Source organism: Flavobacterium sp. OHVDL-2026-0007 (assembly GCF_059882335.1).
This window is the reverse complement of sequence record NZ_CM187612.1, coordinates 4,171,912-4,191,907: the sequence shown is the minus strand read 5'-3', so window position 1 is coordinate 4,191,907 and position 19,996 is coordinate 4,171,912. Positions and strand designations below refer to the sequence as shown.

The following is a 19,996-nucleotide window of genomic DNA, read 5'->3' as shown; positions in this document are numbered from 1 at the left end:
TCTAATTAAATAAGCTTTTTTCAATACCCATTTCCAAACCTCTCAGCTCAGCAAGTCCTCTTAAACGACCTATCGCTGAATAACCAGGATTTGTCTTTTTATTCAAATCATCCAACATTTGATGCCCATGATCAGGACGCATTGGAATTACTCTTTTTGTTTCCTTTTGTTTTTTTAGAATAGATTTTACTACTTCATACATATCCACATCACCTTCTAAATGATTGGCTTCATAGAAATTTCCCTCTGCGTCACGCTGCGTACTTCGAAGATGAATAAAATTCATTTTATCTCCATGACGATCTATAATACCCGGCAAATCATTTTTAGCAATAACTCCGTAAGAGCCTGTGCACATACAAAATCCGTTTGATGGCGAATCAATTGCATTTAATAACTGTATTAAATCTGCTTCTGTACTTACTACACGAGGTAAACCTAAAATTGGATAAGGAGGATCATCAGGATGAATAGCCATTAATACGCCTACACTCTCCGCTACCGGGATGATTTCACGCAAGAAATAGTATAAATTTTCTTTTAATTTATTGGCATCAATATCCTCATACCCTTGTAATACTTTTAAGAAATCCTCAACAGTATAAGATTCTTCTGCACCTGGCAAACCAGCAATAATGTTTTGCTGTAATTTTACTTTATCAGCATCGGTTAACTTTTCAAAAGTAGCTTTCGCTTTTAGTTGCTGTGCTTCTGAATAAGTAGTTTCTGCTCCAGGTCTTTTTAAAATAAACAATTCAAAAGCGGCAAATTCATTGATATCAAATCGCAATGCTTTAGAGCCGTCTGCCATTTCATAAGCCAAATCGGTTCTAGACCAATCTAAAACAGGCATAAAATTATAACACACTATATTAATCCCACAAGAAGCAAGATTTTTGATACTTTGCTTGTAGTTTTCTATATATTTCAAATAATCACCCGATTGTTTTTTGATATCCTCATGAACTGGAATACTCTCTACAACCGATAATGTTAATCCTGCAGCTTCCACTTCATTTTTTCTCTTCATAATTTCATCCACTTCCCACACTTGTCCATTTTTAATATGATGTAAGGCAGTAACAATTCCAGTTGCACCGGCTTGTCTAGCATCAGATAATTTCACAGGATCATTTGGTCCGTACCATCTCCATGTTTGTTCCATCTTCTTATATTTTATTTATAATTATTTACTTTCTTAATCCTCTTTTATATACTTGCCACGCCAAATCCACCATCTACGTTTATACTAATCCCCGTAACAAATTTTGAAGCATTACTGCACAAATAAATTAAAGTTCCGCTTAAATCATCAGGCACTCCAAATCGTTGCATCGGGGTTTGATCAATAATTTTCTCTCCTCTAGCGGTCAAGCTTCCGTCCGGCTCTAATAATAAAGCTCTGTTTTGTTCTCCAATAAAAAATCCTGGAGCAATAGCATTTACACGGATTCCTTCACCAAATTTAGATGCCATTTCCACAGCCATCCATTTAGTAAAATTATCCACCGCCGCTTTTGAGGCAGAATATCCGACTACACGAGTCAAAGGACGTTGTGCCGAAGCAGACGATATATTGATGATTACTCCTTCTTTTTGTTTAGCAAAAATTTCAGAATAAACTTGTGTAGGCAACATGGTTCCAATAATATTGAGATTCAATACCTTTTGCAAATCAGCTGTTAACATATCAAAAATAGCCTTGTCTGGAGCAATTGTTGCCCCTGGCATATTTCCTCCTGCTGCATTAATTAAAATATCAAGTCTACCATACTTCTCGATTATTAAATCTCTTACTTTCTCAAGCGAAGGCTTATCCAGTACGTTAGCCTCTACAGAAAAAGCCTGTCCTCCATTAGCGTTAATTCTATTTACCACAAGATCTGCCTCTGCCAAGGTTAACCCCATTATACCAGTAATTACACCAGACTGCGCCAAAACTTCCCCCATATGCCCCCCTAAAACTCCAGCTCCTCCTGTTATTAAAGCTACTTTCCCTTTTAAATTGAATAAATCATTCATGCTTCTATTATTTATCTGTTTTTATTGTTTGAATTAAATCTAAAACTACTCTGGTATTCCTTTCGATAGATTGATAGTCTTTTTGCTCCATCAATGTTTTACTAATCAGTTTACTGCCCATACCCACAGCACAAACGCCTGCTTTATACCATGCCCCAATACTTTCTTTAGTCGCATCTACTCCACCTGTAGGCATAAACAAAAGATGTGGAAAAATATCTTTAACACTATTTAAAAATGCTATTCCAAGTATATCTCCAGGAAATAGTTTAATGAATCGGATTCCTGCATTTTCGGCGGCAATAATATCCGAAGGCGTCATACAACCCGGAGCATAAAAAAGATCATTGCTAACTGTATATTGGGCAATTTCAAGAACAAATCCAGGACTGATTATAAAATCAGCTCCGGCTTGCAGATATTCTTTAGCTTGACTCAAATTTTTAATTGTGCCAATGCCTAGCAATAAATCTGGCATTTCTGAATTCCTTACTTGAACAAGTGCTGTAAAGTTTCTCAAAGCCGTTTCTCCTCTATGGGTATATTCAACTGCTTTAATCCCTGCTTTATAAATCGCTTTTAGCACATCAACACTTATCTTCTCATCTGCATTAAAATACAAAGGCAACATTCCCTGTTGAACGATAACATCTTTTACTTGTTGAGCATTTTTCATTTTCTTACTTTATCACTTGATTTTTATGTTTTTTTTTACCTAATCTTCCTTAATACAGGTACCCAAAATATTTTAAAGGATTTCCTAAAGTGTCCACAATCCATTACTAAATCATCGTTGCACCCTAACACTTCCTTCTCCCCTCATCAAATCCAATACTTCATGTAAAGGTGCGTGATTAAAATCCCCAGGAATCGTATGCTTAATTACACTCGCAGCAACTCCAAACTCAGCAGTATCTTTTAAAGACATTCCTGTAACCAATCCATAAATCAACCCGCTTGCAAATGAATCTCCCGTCCCCACACGATCAACAATTCTGACATCATATTTTTTACTTTGGTAAAACTCTGCACCATCATAAACCAAAGCACTAAAGCTATTGTCACTGGCACTGTGACTTTCTCTCAATGAAGTGGCAATAAATTTAAATCCGAACTTTTCTTTCATCTGCTCGAAAATATCCTTAAATCCATCAATCGTTATTCTACCCTCCACGACATCGCTTGCCTTTGGTTCAAAACCTAAAGTTGTGTCAGCTCCAATACAAACATCCACGTATTGGCAAATGCTCCCCAATACCTCAGCGGCTTTTTCTTTAGTCCATATTTTTTTTCTATAATTAATATCAATGCTGGTCGTAATTCCCTTTGCCTTTGCTGCTTTCAAAACTGATTCAGTTAATGCCGCAGCCTGATCACTCAAGGCTGGAGTAATTCCGCTAGTATGAAACCAGTCCGCACCTTCTAAAGCGGCGTCAATATCAAACTCCTCTATGTCAAAATCTGTAATAGAAGAGGCACTCCTATCATAAATAACCTGTGAAGCTCTCAAAGAAGCACCTGTTTCTAAAAAATATATCCCTAAACGTTTCCCTCCTTTTACCATAAATTGAGTATCCACTCCAAAACGTCGTAAATGATTAATTGCCGATTGACCAATACCATTATCTGGGACTTTCGTAATAAAAGCCCCGTCTAATCCATAATTACACATAGCAACTGCAACATTAGCTTCAGCTCCACCGTAAGTAGCCTCAAATGTTTCAGATTGAACAAAACGCTTATGATCTGGTGTTGACAATCTCAACATAATTTCACCTAGAGTTACAACTTTCTTAACCATTATATTTCTTTTTTTATTTGATCTGTAAAGCGATTAAATCCTGCTCTGCTCGCAAAATTTAAAGAAAATTTTAAATTCGTGTGCGTACACGTATTTTTTCAATAATTTTATCTACTTTTAACTAAAATAAGAGCAAAATTTTACATTACTCAAAAATACTCCTTAATAAATAAAAATAATCTGTCCGTGTCCGTACACGGAATAAAGCAAATGTATAATAAAATTTTAATCACGCAAAAAAAACTCCATTTATTTATGAAAAAAAAATCATCTCAAATAAATCACCTACAATTGGTTAGACAATCTATTTTTTGATTACCTCTTAAGATATTTGCAAATAATAAAAAAAGCCCTATTTTTGATTTTACTTCTGAAAAGTTAGATTTTTTCATAACATTAAACGACACGATTATCATTACAATTAAACAAATTGCTAAGCTAGCAGCGGTCTCTATAGGAACAGTAGACAGAATTATTCATAATCGAGGTCAAGTTTCGCAAGAAAACATTGATATAGTTCATGCTATCATCAAAGAATATGGCTATAAAAAAAATATTTTTGCCAGTAACCTTGCTTTTAACAAAAAGTTTAAGTTTGCGATTTTCTTACCTAAAAAAGAGGGACTTGAATATTGGGAAATGCCAATTAACGGAATCGAAAGAGCTGGTGAGGAATTTGAAAAATTTGGAGTTAAACTAGATTACTTTTACTACAAATACGATTCAGCCTCATTCAAAAAAATAGCATCTAAACTATTAGAGAAAGAATATGACGGTATTTTATTCGCTCCAATCTTTTATGAGGAATCCATTTCATTTTTAAACCAATGCAAAAAAAATGACATCCCAGTTGTCATGATCGACTCTAACATAGAAGAAGCCGAAGGTGTTGCCTATATTGGTCAGGATGGTTTTCAAAGCGGATACCTTGCTGGAAGACTTGTTTGTTTTAATGCAAAGCCAGAGAATAATGTTTTAATATTAAAAATCACCAGAGAAATAGAAAGTACTTCCGTTTATCTTCAACGAATTAATGGTTTTTATTCATTTTTTAAAGATCACAAACAATATGGAAACTTTAAATTTTCAGAAATTCAGTTGAATGAAAAGAGTAAGCAACAATTAAAGGTCAAAATGTTTGAAGGAATTGACACTATTTTTATTCCAAACTCAAGATCTTATATTGTAGCTCAATTTTTAAAAGAAAATGGACTCGACTCCATCCAATTAGTTGGTTATGATTTATTACACGAAAACGTAAAACACCTCAAAGAAGGGACTATTGATTTTTTAATAAATCAAAAACCAGAACAACAAGGTTACTTAGGTGTGGAATATTTATACAAAAAACTAATTGTTAAAGAAAATGTAGAAAATACTTATTATATGCCTTTGGAGATAATTATTAAAGAGAATTATACCGTTGGAATCCCAACCTTTTTTGATACAAAAAACTAATACACCCTAACTGTATAAGTTTACATTCAGAGCACTTTTAGACACGTAAATTTAAAGTTCGCCGATATCTCAATTACACAAAAGTTGATAATACTCTGTTTTTCTACATGAAAAAACCAATCGCAATCAAAATAAAGGGTGTTTTTCAGTGCCCTCCACTAGTATTTAAAGGCTTTTTTATTTTTAAAACTTTATTATTGGGAGAAAAACACTCCGTTCCATATATTTTAAACTACCTAAAAACGGGATTTTGCAAATTTTTCTGAGACGAGGTACGGCTTTTGAGAACTCGTAAGGATTTGATTATCTAATAGTAGTTATTTGTTTCTATTAGACAGCTCTCTAGTGTTTACTGGCGCCAAACTATGCCCAAACATTTTTAGTACTTGGTTTACCTTTTCCAAATTGAGGTTTTCTTTCCCCTGCTCTATTTTTCGGATTACGGTAAGCGCTACACCCGCACGTTGTGCAACAGCCTCTTGTGTTAGGTTTACTTCTTTCCTTTTTTCTTTTACAAAATTAGCTAATGTCATCATTAAATGTATTTACAACGAATTTATACAAATTTACAAATTATATGTTTAAACATATAATTTACAGGCCTAAGCGCAATTTATATGCCAAAGCATATAACAAAGGTATACCGAAAGCTTCTTAATTTAGATTTTGAGTTTCCTACTAGCTAAAAACAGGGCTTTTGTACACTCTGATGCAGAGTAAAGAATGTAATTCAAAAAAAAGATCTTTAGCCCTAAGGTGCTATGATACAGTTGACAGTCTGAAAGAATAAGTGGTTATTTATCTAAATTGTAAAATGATTTTATACAAATGATTTTGCCATTCTCAAAAGGTTAACATTCAAAAGTAATGAACAGAGATAGAATGATTTTTTTTGTCCATCATAAATAATCTCGGAAATTCACTTTAATTACCATCTCATTTATTTAGCCAATTTCGTGAGTTACCCTATCGGTAACCTAGTTCTTATCTTCGCGTATGAATACCCGTATTTACTGAGCTCATATAAAGGTTTTGGAGCCTCTTACTCCGCCAGTAGAAGTTTCAAAAGAAACTTTCAAAGTCAAAAGCCTTTAAACATCTCTATTTAAAGACTCTTTGATTTTATAACCCTATTAAACAGCTACTTTATAAATCTTGCAATAATGCTCTTGATCTTCCATAACCAAATCCTTAATCTCATCTAAAAACTCAATTTCATCCATAGGAAGCAACTGAGCAACAATTTTCAATACTACACCGACATCAACCGAAGGATTTTTAACAGTCCTAGAAATTCTAGGTGCTTCTTGATCTAGTGCCAGTATGCATAACTTCAGCATATTAAAAATGGTATAGGACAGTTCACTATACCCCTCCATTCTAATTTGAGCAATATCAAATTCTGTTTTGTCGTCTATAGACTTTAGTGTTTTAAAATAGCGATTGACTAATTCTCTAATTTGTTCTTCGTTTATATTTTCATCTGTTTTCATAATTTTCAAATCTTAATTAAGTTTTTTTTTCTTTTCTCAAACAATTGCTCCATTTCCATTGCGACCCAATCTGGTTTTACCGAGGCCGATTCAACTGTTTCGGGTAATAAGGGTTCTATTTTACTATTAGATTGAACAGTTTTACAAGCGTTATCCAATAGTTTTAAAACAGCCTAATCTTCCCTTGTTTCCCTACCTACCAAATGGCAAAACGGCCTCAGTACCTGCAGTATTGGTCTCATGAAAAGTCACTGCAGTATTCTCTCTAAAAACTGGGAGTTCAGAAAAAGCGATCTCCAATTCTTTCTGCTGTCGAAATTGAATTACATTCATACTATTACGGTGTTAAATTATTAGCTGCTCTAAAATTTATATTTCGTTAATGACGTAGCAAGTAAGCAATAAATTGTACCGTACCGAACTAATGGAAGTTGTATCGTACCAATATGTACTTGTATTTTACCAAACTGGAAATTTTCTCAGAAGAAACTATTATAAATTACTTTGCTAATTTTTATGATAATAGCCCCGTTGGTGATCCTATACATACAAATAATAAATAATTCGACCCACTTAATATAGTGGACTCACTTTACGAACTTTTAGTGCAAGCGAAAAAAGACTAGTTCTATTTTTAAAAAAAATATTAAGAGGAAAATATCCTTTAAAAAATAAATTAACCCCAAAAGAAGAGATTCTCATGATCCTCTTCTTTGATTTAGAACTTTTTTTTACTATATTGTATAACTCTACAAAAAAGATGAACACCATGGATAAAACTATAAAACTCAGAGTAAAAAAAGAATTGGATAAAGGAAATCAACTTAAGGTATTAAAATTAAAAGGCAGTTTAATTACCAAAGGTTATACGGAGATTATCCACATTGCAGATGAAGATGAGGATTTCTACCTCAACTCATTTTTAACTTCACCTGATCATAAAAAAGAGGCTGAGGATTTTGTACTAGATTATATCTCTGTAAATAATCTAAGCGATACCATTACTCTACTTACTGCAATTAAATAAAGAATTTAGACCTTCCCGTTTTCTTCTCTTTATCGACGTACCTATTTCTGAAAAGTTCGTGGGCGTTGGGTTTCGAAGATATCTTTCTTTGAAACAATACCTTTCTTTGTGTTCTCATTTTAGCAAAGGATACAACGAAGTGTCCTTTCAAAAACTTTAAATAAAAATTGGCACTACTTTATTTCAAGTTCCTTATTCAAACAATAATTTCTTAAACCGGTCCCTTAAAAGTATTCATCCAAAAGAAGAGCCACGTCCTTTAGTACGGAATGGATAGCTCCTCTGCCCCTCTTTGCTTGGGAATCTTACTATACTTTTTCTGAAAAAAGTAGAATACTTTTGTAATTGCAAATGCCATTGACCTGCCCTCCCCTTTATACTTTATCTACTCTGCATTTATTCAGTAAAAACAGTACTTCCTTCCACTTACATCTTCTCCAAATAGCAGTCTGTTACAAATTTATTTTTCAAATAATCAACCATATTGTTTGAAATATTAAAAATAACTATTACGTTTACAATACATTAAAAATTTCCATGACTAAAAAAGACGAAGTAAAAGAAAAAATTGGCAAAGGAGCCATGCAATGTTTTATCAGGTATGGCCTTGACAAAACAACACTAGAAGATATAGCAAAAACAGTTGGTCTTAACAAGACCTCACTCTATTATTATTACAAGAGTAAGGAAGATATTTTTATTGAGGTAGCCATGAAAGAAGGCTTTGATTTCATCCAGTCGTTACAGCAAGAAACACTAAAAAAGAAAGGAATAGAAAATCAGATTACTTTTTATATGATTACTCGGTTTAATTATTATAAAAACGTACTCAACATGAACCGCGTATCTATAGATACTCTGAACAAGATTTTACCTAAATTTTTTGAGTTATACGACCAAATGACCAAACAAGAAAAAGAGTTTCTTTCCCAACTGATAAAAAAAGCGATCGAAGAAAATCAAATCAGTAAGACCAATGAAATAAAGATTGCCTCTATCTTGATCAATGTCAGTGATGCACTTAAACATAGTGTGGAGCAACAAGCCATACTCAAGATGGAAGCTGAAATAAACTACACGCAAAGTTTGACCGATATGAAGTTCTTGGTCTCTTTAATTTTTAATGGACTTCGAAAATAAACCCGCAATAACTGTCACCTTACTTTATAATCAAATTAAAAAAAACATATGCTATAATACCTCTTTACTAACCAACCACAAACCCAATTGACCATGAAAAAATTTTTATTATTTCTGCAAGTGTTTCTGTTTTTTACCAGTTTGTTAAATGCACAAAATGTTATCACAGGAAGGATAACCAATAATACTACAAATGAGCCTGTACCGGCAGTATCTGTAGGGATAAAAAATTCTTCCCAAGACACTTACACTGATGATAAGGGAAAATTTAAGATTTCAACCATCAATTCACTCCCGCTAACATTAGTCATCTCATCAATGGGTTTTGAAACAAAAGAGATTGAAATACAAAATGCCTTAACTCCAATTGAAATAGCTCTAATTCCGGTTTCTGCCTTAGGAGAAGTCGTTGTGGTTTCTGCCACTAGAACCCAACAGCGCAAACTCACCTCTCCAGTTACCATAGAACAAATCGGCCTCAAAGAAATTGCCAATTCCCCACAATTGAACTATATGGACATGATTCAAGGTTTAAAAGGAGTTGACGTCACCGTATCAAGCATTGGTTTTACCAGTATTACTACCCGAGGATTTAATACTAGTGGAAACACCAACTTTACCCAAATAACGGATGGCATGGACAACCAGGCACCTGGTTTGAATTTTCCCTTAGGACAAGCGATTAGTTTAACACAATTGGATATCGAAAATATAGAAGTATTATCTGGCGCCTCTTCTGCCTTATACGGATCAAGAGGTCTTAATGGTACAATGGTTATGACAGGTAAAGATCCTTTTAAATACCAAGGATTTAGCGTTTTGGCTACTCAAGGTATGAATCATATAAAAAGCCGCAACAGCCACGATCCAGTCGATGCATCCCCTTATTACGATGTGACTTTGCGATGGGCTAAAAAAATTAACGATAAACTAGCCTTTAAAATAAACTCTCAATACACACAGGCCAAGGACTGGGTAGCCACCGACGCAAGCAATAAAAACGGCCCAGGAACGGCAGAAACAGATCCTAACTACAATGGTGTAAACTATTATGGAGGGGCCACCTCTGTAAACATAAATCCTTTCTTAGAAGGTGCACTGGCCTCTGACCCCTCATTAGCTCCTATAATTGATCCCCTGCTAACCAAATCAAACTATGTCGCTCGCACTGGTTATGCCGAACATGGTTATCTGGATAATAAAGCACAACTTTTCAAAGTTAATTCGGAAGTACGATATAAGTTCAACGATAAATTGCAAGCTATTGCTTCTGGAACCTTTGGTACTGGTAATGTAGTGTATACCAATGACACCCGCTACCAAATTAAAGACTTCAAAGTAGGACAATACAGACTTGAACTAAAAAGCGATAAATGGTTTATACGCAGCTATGCTACCAGTGAAAATTCTGGACGTACCCTTATCGCGGGCCCGACAGCTCAACTTATTAATGAAGCATGGAAACCTAGTTATGATGTCAATACAGGCGATGGCTGGTATCCACAATATACCGGAGCTTTACTCAATGCTCTAGCCACTGGAGCCAATACCAATGAGGCTCACCTGGCCGCAAGAGCTTTTGCGGATCAAGGCCGAGCTTTACCAGGAAGCCCTGAGTTTAAACAGCTCAAAGAACAAATTTCTTCAACACCCATTTCTGAAGGAGGCACCTTATTTTTGGACAGAAGTAAACTATTCAATACAGAAGCACAATACAATTTTGCTGAACTCATTCCATTTATGGAGGTTATTGCTGGGGCAAACTGGAGGTTATATAACTTGAATAGTAAAAATACCCTTTTCCCTGATGAAGGTAGCCCAATTAAAGTTAACGAATACAGCGGTTATATCCAATTGGGCAAAAAATTACTAGATAAAAGACTTAGTCTCGCGGCTTCCTTCAGATCCGATAAAAACTCACTATTTAAATCCCCAAAAGTCACCTCAAGAGCTTCGGTGGTTTTTGAAGTAGCAAAAGAAAATTTCATCCGATTCTCTTACCAAAATGCGTACAGTTTTCCATCAAATATTCAAGCACTCCAAAATACCCTTAATGGGTACAATAGTTATTCTTCAGGAGGATCTTCTTTATTGCTAAACGACCATTACCACTTTGATAAATATCCTCCTTACACTTTAGAAAGTGTAGAAAAATACCAACAAACCAACGATCCTGCCGATCTTAAAAAATTTGTATACAGCAATATCAAGCCGCAATCTGTAAATTCATTTGAACTAGGTTATGCAGCCCTGATTGGTAAAAGAGTATTGATAGATGTTTTGGGGTATTACTCTACTTGGGAAAATTTTATTGGTTATGCCAATGTTGCCAACACACCAGGTACAGATGATGTAACGGCATTTAAAGATCATAGTACCTATATTCAATATAACATCGCCTTTAATGGTGCTGAAACGGTAAACACTTATGGTTATGCTGCCAGTGTGAGTGTCGACTTATCCAATAATTATATGTTTAAGGTGAATTATTTTTCGGATAAACTTGAAAATAAAAACAGTAGTCAGGTTAAAAATTTCAACACGCCGCACTACCATTTTAATGCTGAGTTTAACAATAGTGGTTTTGGTAAAAGACAACAATGGTCATTTGGAACCTCTTTACGTTACAAACCTGGCTATCATTATGTCGTAGCAGGAGGACTCGGTGATGGGACAGTTCCCTCTTCAGCTGTGATTGATGCTCAAATTAGCTATAAATTACCCAAAACCCACTCTGCCATAAGACTAGGCGGTACTAATATTACCAATAAATATTACTCTACCGGTGTGGCCAATCCACTTATTGGAGCCGTGTATTATATTACTTATGCATATAACGTTTTCTAAAAATTAACTATCACTATAAACCACAAGCTTTATGAAACATCTATTTCCAAAAACAATGCTTTTTATAATAGGATTCAGCTGTTTGTTTTGCTCCTGCAATCCCAAAACAGATCAAGATACCTACAAAACAAATCTAACGTTTAATCCTGGTGAGGAAAGTAAAATCACAGAGGCTTTTTTAACCTTAAAGGACAGCACCAGCATACTCTTGAAGCAAGGAACGTACAAGTTTGACAATCTTAGTATTGCCTTACTCAAACACATCTCCATAAAAGGAGAAGGGCATGGCAAAACTATACTTGATTTTTCAAGTCAAAAACAAGGTGGAGAAGGTATTCGAGTGACTGATGTAAAAGGTTTTACCATAGAAGCAATGACCATTCGGGATTCAAAAGGGGATCTAATCAAGATCAGCAAGAGCCGTGATGTTATTGTTCGTAACCTCCATGCTACTTGGAAAACTGCGGACTCCACCAGTGGAGGATATGCGATCTATCCTGTCTTGTGCAAAAAAGTACTGATCGAAAATTGCTATGCGGAAGGTTCTTCTGATGCAGGAATCTATGTGGGACAGTCCGATAGTACCATTGTTAGAAATTGCAAGGCAGCAAAAAATGTGGCAGGCTGCGAAATTGAAAACTCCACTAATGCTGAAGTTTATGACAATGAATTTTATAACAATACCGCAGGTTTCTTAATTTTTGACCTACCAGGGCTTTCCAAAAGAGGAGGACATATTAAAGCCTATAACAATTACTTTCATGACAACAATTTTCGCAATTTTGCTAAGGCAGGAAGCTTCGGAACCAGTTGGGGAGTGGGTAATGCATCTCCGGGAAGTGGCGTGATCATTTTGGCTACATCTAATATTGAACTTTACAACAACCGTATCCTTAACAACAATTCGTCCGCCATCACCATCGCTTCTGGATTTGCTGTAGATGATAAGGCTGCAGAAAAAATAAATGCTCAATATTTTCCTATTGCCCAAAACATCAAGATCCATGGCAATACCCTAAAAATGGGTCCAGCATTTCCTAAGACTGCATATGAACATCATATCGGGAAACTACTCGTTGGCATCGAACAACAATTGAATGCCCTTAATCCTACACGCAAAAACAAACGCATCCCTCTTATCATGTATGACGGTATTTCGACCAATATCTTAAACAAAGGAACCAAAGTAAATCCAGATGGCATTTGCATCAACCAGCCAGGTGATAATGTTTTTGTAAATGCTGATTTTCTTAACATCAGTACACCCGAAAAATGGAAACCTGTAACTGATATGTCGGCTTACAGTTGTAAATAATTTTTAAATAAGTATAATGAAGAAAAAGTTTCGCACCGCTATTTTTATTTTTACCTCAACCGTAATAGCGTCTTTGAGTTTACAAAGTTGCAAAGACAAATCAGCAAACAACACTGACTATCAAGACAACAAGGATTTCCAATTTAAAGAAAAGTTATCCGATTATCATTTTTTCAAGGGTAAATTAAATGGATTAAAGCCCGCTGAAGGCGTTACGCATTATGACTTAAACTCAGCTCTATTCACCGATTACACTATAAAAGACCGTTTTATCGTACTCCCAAAGGGGAGCCCAATGACCTATAAAGCCAAAGGAGTTCTTGATTTTCCCGAAGGAACCATCATTATCAAAAATTTTGCTTATCTCAATGAGCAACATCAAAAAATAATGATAGAGACCCGATTGCTGGTAAAAAATACTAAAGATAAAAAATGGAACGTCATGACCTATCTTTGGAATAAGGAACAAACTGATGCCAATAAACATATTATTGGAGCAAAAATCCCCATTACTTTACTTGACGATAGTGGCTCTAAAATAAGTACAAATTATCAAGTTCCCAATACCAACGACTGTAAGCGATGCCACATTAATGATGGCACTCTTACCCCTATCGGTCCAAAAGCCAGAAACTTGAATTTAGTGGTAACAGCTCAGCATATCAATCAATTGAAACTATGGGCGTCCCAAGGTAAATTAGCTGCCTTACCAGATTTATCAAAAGTTGCGCAACTACCGAATTGGAAAGACGACAAGCATTTCAGTTTGGATCAAAGAGCAAGGGCTTATTTAGACATCAACTGTGCTCATTGTCATACCAATGGTGGAGATGCCTACAATACAGGGCTGTTTTTAGAATATGAACAAACAGGCAAGGCTTATATCGGAATAATGAAAGCTCCTGTTTCTGCCGGTGGCGGAGCTGGAGGACTCAACTACGATATCATACCTGGAGATGTTGAAAATTCCATATTGGCATACCGTATGAATAGTACCGAACCTGGCACTGCCATGCCTGAACTTGGCCGTTCGCTGAATCATAAAGAAGGGGTCAAATTAATACAGGATTGGATTCGTGCTATGAAATAATATTAGGCAATGGTCCCCCTTTAAAAAATAGAATTGTATCCCATGAAAACTTTTTTCTTTGAATAAAGCACATAAGAAACTTTAAATACAAAAAGCCTTTAAACATACTGTTTAAAGGCTTTTTGATTTTTACTATTCGTAATCTATCGTTTATCCATAGACGATGGAACTTAAATTATTTCTGAAATTATTTTTCTAGCATCATTATCATCGTATTGATCAATCAACTTATTGAGTTCCTTATTCATCTGGTTCGTGATTTTCTTATACTTTACATCTCCATACAAATTGTTCATTTCTTGTGGATCATTTTGCAAATCATACAATTCCCACGAGTTTACACGCTTATAGAAACGCACTAGTTTGTATCGTTTGCTTCTTACTCCAAAATGCGGCGATACAGAATGCTCCCCATTTTCATAATAATGGTAGTAGATAGCTTCGCGCCCTTTTGCCTTTTTATCTTTTAGTAATGGCAAGAAGGACTGACCTTGTTCATCTTTTGGAATTGCCACGCCAGCTGCATCTAACATCGTAGGTGCAAGGTCTAAATTCATTACAAAGTCATTCGAAACCGTTCCTGGTTTTACCACTCCTGGATAACGCATCACCATAGGTGTTCTGAAGGATTCCTCATAAATAAAACGCTTGTCAAACCAACCATGCTCTCCTAAATAAAAACCTTGGTCAGAAAGATACACCACAATAGTATTTTCTGTCAAACTGTTTTTGTCCAAATAATCCAAAGTACGTCCTATATTTCGGTCTAAAGAAACCGCCGTACTCATATAATCACGCATATAACGTTGGAATTTCCATTCTACTAATGCTTTACCGCTTAAGTTTCTACTTTTCAAATCAGCCGCTATAGGATCATAATACGCATCAAATGTTGCTCTTTGCTTTGGATTCATTCTGGCTATGGTGGATTCACGATCTTCTTGTGTTTTAGATTCGAAAACTTTAAGATCATATCCCATCACCATCGTTTTAGCAATGCTCATATCTTGTACCTTGGCCGCTTCTCTATTCTTGTAATTATCATAGAAATTAGTTGGCAAAGGAAAATTCACATTATCGAATTTTCCCATATCCTGTGCGTCAGGAATCCAAGTACGATGAGTGGCTTTATGACCTATAACCAGACAAAATGGTTTATCTTTATCACGTTTATTCAACCAATTTTCAGCTGCATCTTCCACTACATCGGAAACGTATCCTTCTACTTTTTTGTTAGTTCCGTCCATCATGTGAAAGTCCGGATTGTAATAGTGTCCTTGACCTGGCAGAATTTGCCAATAATCAAAGCCTTGAGGATCTGACTCTAAATGCCATTTCCCTATCCAAGCCGTCTCATAGCCCGATTTATTTAACTGCTTGACAAAAGAATCCTGACTCCCGTCAAAACGAGAATTTTCATTGTCCTTAAATCCGTTTTTATGACTGTACTTCCCTGTTAAGATCACAGCGCGACTCGGCCCGCAAATCGAATTGGTGACATACCCTTTATTAAACAAAACCCCTTCTTTAGCAATACGGTCTATATTGGGCGTTGGCATCAACTTATTTCCGTATGCCCCAATGGCTTGAAAAGCATGGTCATCTGAAATAATAATAACAATGTTAGGTTGTTTTTTAGCCTCTTGCGCAAAGGTCGTAAATGGAATAACCATTGAAAAAACGGCAAAAAGTATATATGTTTTTTTCTTCATCTTTATATATTTTTAATCAATTCTACTTGCTCAAATCTTTATAGATATCACTATTCTAAAATACCGATTTCTGCAACTGTAGCAGCTCCTTTTCCACCTGAAATTACCATAGGCACTATTTTTAGATATCGAGCTTTTAGAGTCGTTTTGAAATAAAATTGTCGCTGTGTTGGATCGTTAATTAGATTTCCAAAATTAAATTCTTCCACCACTTTCCAACTTAATCCATCATTACTTACCTCAATTCTCCCTTTCTCAATCATTCCTTCTGAATTTTTAGTCTGTGGCGTATAAGCAAATCCTTTAAACTCGTATACTTTTCCTAAATCGATAGCCAGAGATTGCCCTTTTACTTCTGCAGCTTGCCAGTAGGTCTGACCGTCTTCATCAAAAGCCATAGTTATGGGATGTTTTGCTACTTCTTTTTCAGTATCCAAAGGCTTCCAGTCTTTCTTGATGATTCCAAATAATTCAGTTGCACTACTTCCCTTCTTATGAGCACTAAAAGCTACCGCCTTTACTCGTCCCGATTTCATTAAAATTGGTTTGGAATAAAGCGTCGATTTTACTGTTGGTTCACTACCATCAAGGGTATAACGAATTTGCATATCACTTTTAACAGAACCTAAAACATCTTCCCCATGAGGCTTCCATCTGAATTCTTCTTTTTTAGGTTTGATCGTAACTTTACCTTCTTTATCTCTACTAAAATCCAATTGAGGTGGACGCATTTCATAATAATGAGCCGATACATTCGCAATAGCGGGTTGCATACGGGAACTTAGAATCCTGATTCTAAACTTGCTTGTGGTCACGGTAGGAAAACGCAAAATACGCTTAAACCCTACATTGGTTGCTTTGGCTATTTCCTGCCACTGACCAGCAATCCACGCATCAACAGCATGCTGCTCAATTCTCTCCGAATGTGTAGAGACTGCTTCTTGAATAATCAATCGATTGGTTTTGATTGGTTTTGGCGTACTAATGATCAATGAATTATCCTTCATATCCACTAACTGATAAGTCAAAATATCATTATCAAGTACATTAGAAGCTCCTTTGGCACCCTTCAATAAGTCTTTACCATAAGTCTCCGAGATACGGTTCCCCACTTCTTTTAACACTTTTACATCTGTGTCTGAAAATTTACCTTCTCTATTAGGTGGAATATTCAACAATAGGATCGCATTCCCTCCCACTGATCGCTCATAAATGTCAAAAACATCATCCGCACTGCGGACTTTTTGATTTTTTTCATCCCTGTAAAACCATCCTTCACGAATCGAAGTATCCACTTCTGCGGGGATATAATGCAAAAAATCTCCTTTATAGATATCCTCTCTACTCCCCAAAGACTCATCTGTTAAATCCCCTGCATAAACAGCGCTGGTTGGCAATCCTTTATACGGAATAACGTTCCATTCGGTTGCCCTTGTTTTCCCCGCTTCATTCCCAGCCCAACGTAGATCCTCCTGTCCAAAAATAACGGCAGTAGGCGCCAAAGCATGAATCACTTTTTTCCACGCATCTCGATCATAGGTTTGTCCTCCTTTGCTCTTAGGTGTTGCACCATCAAGCCAGATTTCATCTATTGGACCATATTCTGTTAGTAATTCAAACAATTGATTAAGGTAATATTCATTGTAATCGTCTACAACAAACTTAAAAGTTGTCTTATTGGCAAATGGACGACCTGCTACTTCACGAGGAATAATACGCTCGGTTTTTGGACTTAAATTACCATAAAGCCCTTTTGGGTTTTCAATTTGATATAAATCAGCAGGAGAAAGGTAGATTCCTAACTTCAATCCATATTTACGACAAGAATTTGATAGTTCTCTAATGATATCACCTTTACCCTTCTTAAATGGTGAGGACATAATACCATGATCTGTATAACGACTCTGCCACATGCAATAACCGTCATGGTGTTTGGCCACCATCACCACCTCTTTCATACCGCCTTCTTTGATACTCTTACACCATTGATCTGTGTCTAGATTTTCAAGACTGAAAACATTCGGATCTTCCATCCCTGTTCCCCATTCTGAATTCGTAAACGTATTGGGCCCAAAGTGAACCATGGCCACATAGCCACGATTTAAAGCAGCAAATTGATTGGGTGTTGGAACCACATGGGCTGCCTTGATCAGCATCTCTTCTTTTGTATCCGTTTTGGAAATTTTAATAATATTGGATACTTCCATTATTAATTCATCTCCCTTGAAACTACAAAGCAACAGCAATACCAAACCAATAGAAATAGTTGTTTTCATTTATAAATTTTATATTTTATATTATTAATGCCCAATAAAAATATCAAGCTTTATCTAATGGTTAATTAGTTAGACTTTAAATATACTTTAATCCAATAATATGCGACAACCCAATCCTTCTAAAAAAAATCACTAACCGATGGATATTTGTTTATTTATTGAATTTTAACAGCAGGACGATTGTTTTTTCCAACACGATTGGTAAGCGCATCTCCCATATCCTCTCTGGCTAATTCTGCATATTTTAAAATTTCGTCTACTACTTCTGGATACTCACTTTGCACATCTTGTATCGTTCCTGGATCATGAATAAGATCGTATAAGGCCATCGGCACCTTAGCATAAGGTACTTTTCCAGGTGTTCCGTCTTTCCCAGGTGTTCCTTGACTATAAGCCTGTGAACTATGAGGTAAGGTCAATTCCCAAGTTTTGTAACGGATGAGTTTTAGGTTATTGTTATCATAATATACATAAAACACGTCTCTAGGAGATTGCCCTGTTTTACCCGTTAGCAAGGGTAAAAAATCAAGTCCATCAATCTTTTCCTTTGGCAAATTTGCCTTTGTTGCCGCAACAATAGTTGGTAAAATATCCATATTGGTCATCAATTGATTGGATACTGAACCTGGGGCGATTTTCCCAGGCCATTTAATATAAAAAGGCACTCTTGTTCCTCCATCCCAAGCCGTTCCTTTTCCTTCTCTTAAACCTCCAGTTGAGCCTCCATGATTCCCATAGGAAAGCCAAGGTCCATTATCACTGGTTACAATTAAGATGGTATTTTTATCTACTCCGTTTTTTTTCAGAGCTTCCATTACTTTTCCAATAGACCAGTCTATTTCACTAACTACATCACCATATAATCCGGCTCCAGACTTTCCTTTAAATTTCGAAGAAACGGCCAATGGTACATGTGGTAGTGGGTGAGCTAAATACAGGAAGAAAGGTTTCTTTTTATTTTTTGTTATAAATTGTTCTGCTTTTTCGGTAAGTGTTGTGGTAAGTTCTGCCGCTTCTTTCAAGGTGGGTATGGTTCCTACTTGAGTGTCTCCTTCATAAATTGGTAAAACTGGACATTTGCCTCGCCAGTCATTTGGCGTGTCTACGGGAACTGGATTGCCTTTATAATCTACTGGCCAATAATCATGCGAATACGGAATACCATAAAAACTATCAAAACCATAATGGATCGGAAGAAAAGGGGCTTTCGATCCTAGATGCCATTTACCTAACATGCCTGTAACATAACCTTCCTTCTTAAGTACCGTTGCAATAGTCTCCTCATTTGGATTTAATGCTGTAATATCCCAAGGAGCCAAGGCATGCCCCAAACCAATCCGGGTAGGGTAACAACCGGTCAATAAGGCAGCTCTCGAAGCCGTACAGACTGCTTGCGCAGCATAGAAATGGGTAAAGCGCATTCCCTCATTGGCTAGCTTATTAAAGTTGGGGGTAGCATATCCAGCACTCCCATAGGGTTCTGTATCAGCATATCCCATATCATCCATAAAAATGACAATAACATTGGGTTTGTCTTGACTTTTTTGCTTTTTCTGTGCACCAACTATAAACACTGTAAATAAAGCAATTAGTAAAACAGCACTTTTTTTATTCCAATTCATCTTCTTATTTTTAAACCTAAATTAAGCATAATTTCATCCTTCAACTCATTTTCCCTACCAGCAATATAGACAAGATTCATTTTGATTGTCGGACTTAGTGGCTGCGGAATGATCAATCCTGATTCCTGGGCTCACCAAAATACAGTAAATGGCCACCCAACACGCATACCCTTTTTTCATGATATACCTTATC

16 protein-coding genes are annotated in these 19,996 nt (G+C 36.0%); 6 read left to right on the top strand and 10 right to left on the bottom strand.

All coding sequences use genetic code 11. The features are described from left to right. Nucleotide 1: 1 nt before the first annotated feature. The 4 genes from uxuA to AC51AA_RS17240 form a co-directional block, all read right to left on the bottom strand. On the bottom strand, nt 2-1,165 hold the full coding sequence (uxuA, locus tag AC51AA_RS17255; RefSeq protein ID WP_500703434.1) for a mannonate dehydratase: 1,164 nt from the start codon (nt 1,163-1,165) through the stop codon (nt 2-4). Between the two features lie 44 nt (nt 1,166-1,209). Next, a complete protein-coding gene (locus AC51AA_RS17250) occupies nt 1,210-2,022 on the bottom strand; it encodes an SDR family oxidoreductase (RefSeq protein ID WP_500703433.1) in 813 nt (270 codons plus the stop codon). Between the two features lie 7 nt (nt 2,023-2,029). Next, nucleotides 2,030-2,698, bottom strand: a complete 669-nt coding sequence (locus AC51AA_RS17245) for a bifunctional 4-hydroxy-2-oxoglutarate aldolase/2-dehydro-3-deoxy-phosphogluconate aldolase (RefSeq protein ID WP_500703432.1) — start codon at nt 2,696-2,698, stop codon at nt 2,030-2,032. 111 nt (nt 2,699-2,809) lie between these two features. Continuing rightward, nucleotides 2,810-3,823 (bottom strand): PfkB family carbohydrate kinase, encoded by a 1,014-nt coding sequence (locus AC51AA_RS17240; RefSeq protein WP_500703431.1) that lies wholly within the window; start codon nt 3,821-3,823, stop codon nt 2,810-2,812. A gap of 327 nt (nt 3,824-4,150) precedes the next feature. Between AC51AA_RS17240 and AC51AA_RS17235 the strand changes: the two genes are divergently transcribed. Then, the gene (locus AC51AA_RS17235; RefSeq protein WP_500705654.1) at nt 4,151-5,281 is read left to right on the top strand and encodes a substrate-binding domain-containing protein; all 1,131 of its coding nucleotides are present in this window, start codon (nt 4,151-4,153) and stop codon (nt 5,279-5,281) included. Nucleotides 5,282-5,598: 317 nt separating this feature from the next. Here AC51AA_RS17235 and AC51AA_RS17230 read toward each other — a convergent pair whose 3' ends face one another. The 3 genes from AC51AA_RS17230 to AC51AA_RS17220 form a co-directional block, all read right to left on the bottom strand. Beyond that, a complete protein-coding gene (locus tag AC51AA_RS17230; RefSeq protein ID WP_500703430.1) occupies nt 5,599-5,817 on the bottom strand; it encodes a type II toxin-antitoxin system Y4mF family antitoxin in 219 nt (72 codons plus the stop codon). A gap of 597 nt (nt 5,818-6,414) precedes the next feature. Continuing rightward, entirely contained in the window at nt 6,415-6,774 is a 360-nt protein-coding gene (locus AC51AA_RS17225) for a hypothetical protein (RefSeq protein ID WP_500703429.1), read from the bottom strand. 192 nt (nt 6,775-6,966) lie between these two features. Further along, nucleotides 6,967-7,107 (bottom strand): hypothetical protein, encoded by a 141-nt coding sequence (locus AC51AA_RS17220; protein ID WP_500703428.1) that lies wholly within the window; start codon nt 7,105-7,107, stop codon nt 6,967-6,969. A 436-nt stretch (nt 7,108-7,543) separates the two neighbouring features. On the opposite strand from AC51AA_RS17220, the gene AC51AA_RS17215 reads away from it, so the two are divergent. The 5 genes from AC51AA_RS17215 to AC51AA_RS17195 all read left to right on the top strand — a co-directional run bounded on the left by AC51AA_RS17215 (nt 7,544) and on the right by AC51AA_RS17195 (nt 14,193). After that, a complete protein-coding gene (locus AC51AA_RS17215) occupies nt 7,544-7,801 on the top strand; it encodes a hypothetical protein (RefSeq protein ID WP_500703427.1) in 258 nt (85 codons plus the stop codon). Nucleotides 7,802-8,338: 537 nt separating this feature from the next. Then, nucleotides 8,339-8,941, top strand: coding sequence for a TetR/AcrR family transcriptional regulator (locus AC51AA_RS17210; RefSeq protein ID WP_500703426.1), 603 nt, complete (start codon nt 8,339-8,341; stop codon nt 8,939-8,941). A gap of 93 nt (nt 8,942-9,034) precedes the next feature. Beyond that, the gene (locus AC51AA_RS17205) at nt 9,035-11,788 is read left to right on the top strand and encodes a TonB-dependent receptor (RefSeq protein ID WP_500703425.1); all 2,754 of its coding nucleotides are present in this window, start codon (nt 9,035-9,037) and stop codon (nt 11,786-11,788) included. Nucleotides 11,789-11,819: 31 nt separating this feature from the next. Further along, nucleotides 11,820-13,103 (top strand): parallel beta-helix domain-containing protein, encoded by a 1,284-nt coding sequence (locus AC51AA_RS17200; protein ID WP_500703424.1) that lies wholly within the window; start codon nt 11,820-11,822, stop codon nt 13,101-13,103. A 16-nt stretch (nt 13,104-13,119) separates the two neighbouring features. Next, complete coding sequence (locus AC51AA_RS17195; RefSeq protein ID WP_500703423.1) at nt 13,120-14,193, top strand: SO2930 family diheme c-type cytochrome; 1,074 nt, start codon at nt 13,120-13,122, stop codon at nt 14,191-14,193. Nucleotides 14,194-14,363: 170 nt separating this feature from the next. Here the strand turns inward: AC51AA_RS17195 and AC51AA_RS17190 are convergent, their stop codons facing one another. The 3 genes from AC51AA_RS17190 to AC51AA_RS17180 all read right to left on the bottom strand — a co-directional run bounded on the left by AC51AA_RS17190 (nt 14,364) and on the right by AC51AA_RS17180 (nt 19,803). Then, the gene (locus tag AC51AA_RS17190; RefSeq protein ID WP_500703422.1) at nt 14,364-15,905 is read right to left on the bottom strand and encodes a sulfatase family protein; all 1,542 of its coding nucleotides are present in this window, start codon (nt 15,903-15,905) and stop codon (nt 14,364-14,366) included. Between the two features lie 50 nt (nt 15,906-15,955). Beyond that, nucleotides 15,956-18,181 carry an alpha-L-fucosidase gene (locus AC51AA_RS17185; protein ID WP_500703421.1) on the bottom strand — a complete coding sequence of 742 codons (2,226 nt, stop codon included), beginning with the start codon at nt 18,179-18,181 and terminating at the stop codon, nt 15,956-15,958. Nucleotides 18,182-18,336: 155 nt separating this feature from the next. Beyond that, nucleotides 18,337-19,803 carry a sulfatase family protein gene (locus tag AC51AA_RS17180; protein ID WP_500703420.1) on the bottom strand — a complete coding sequence of 489 codons (1,467 nt, stop codon included), beginning with the start codon at nt 19,801-19,803 and terminating at the stop codon, nt 18,337-18,339. Between the last annotated feature and the right edge of the window lie 193 nt (nt 19,804-19,996).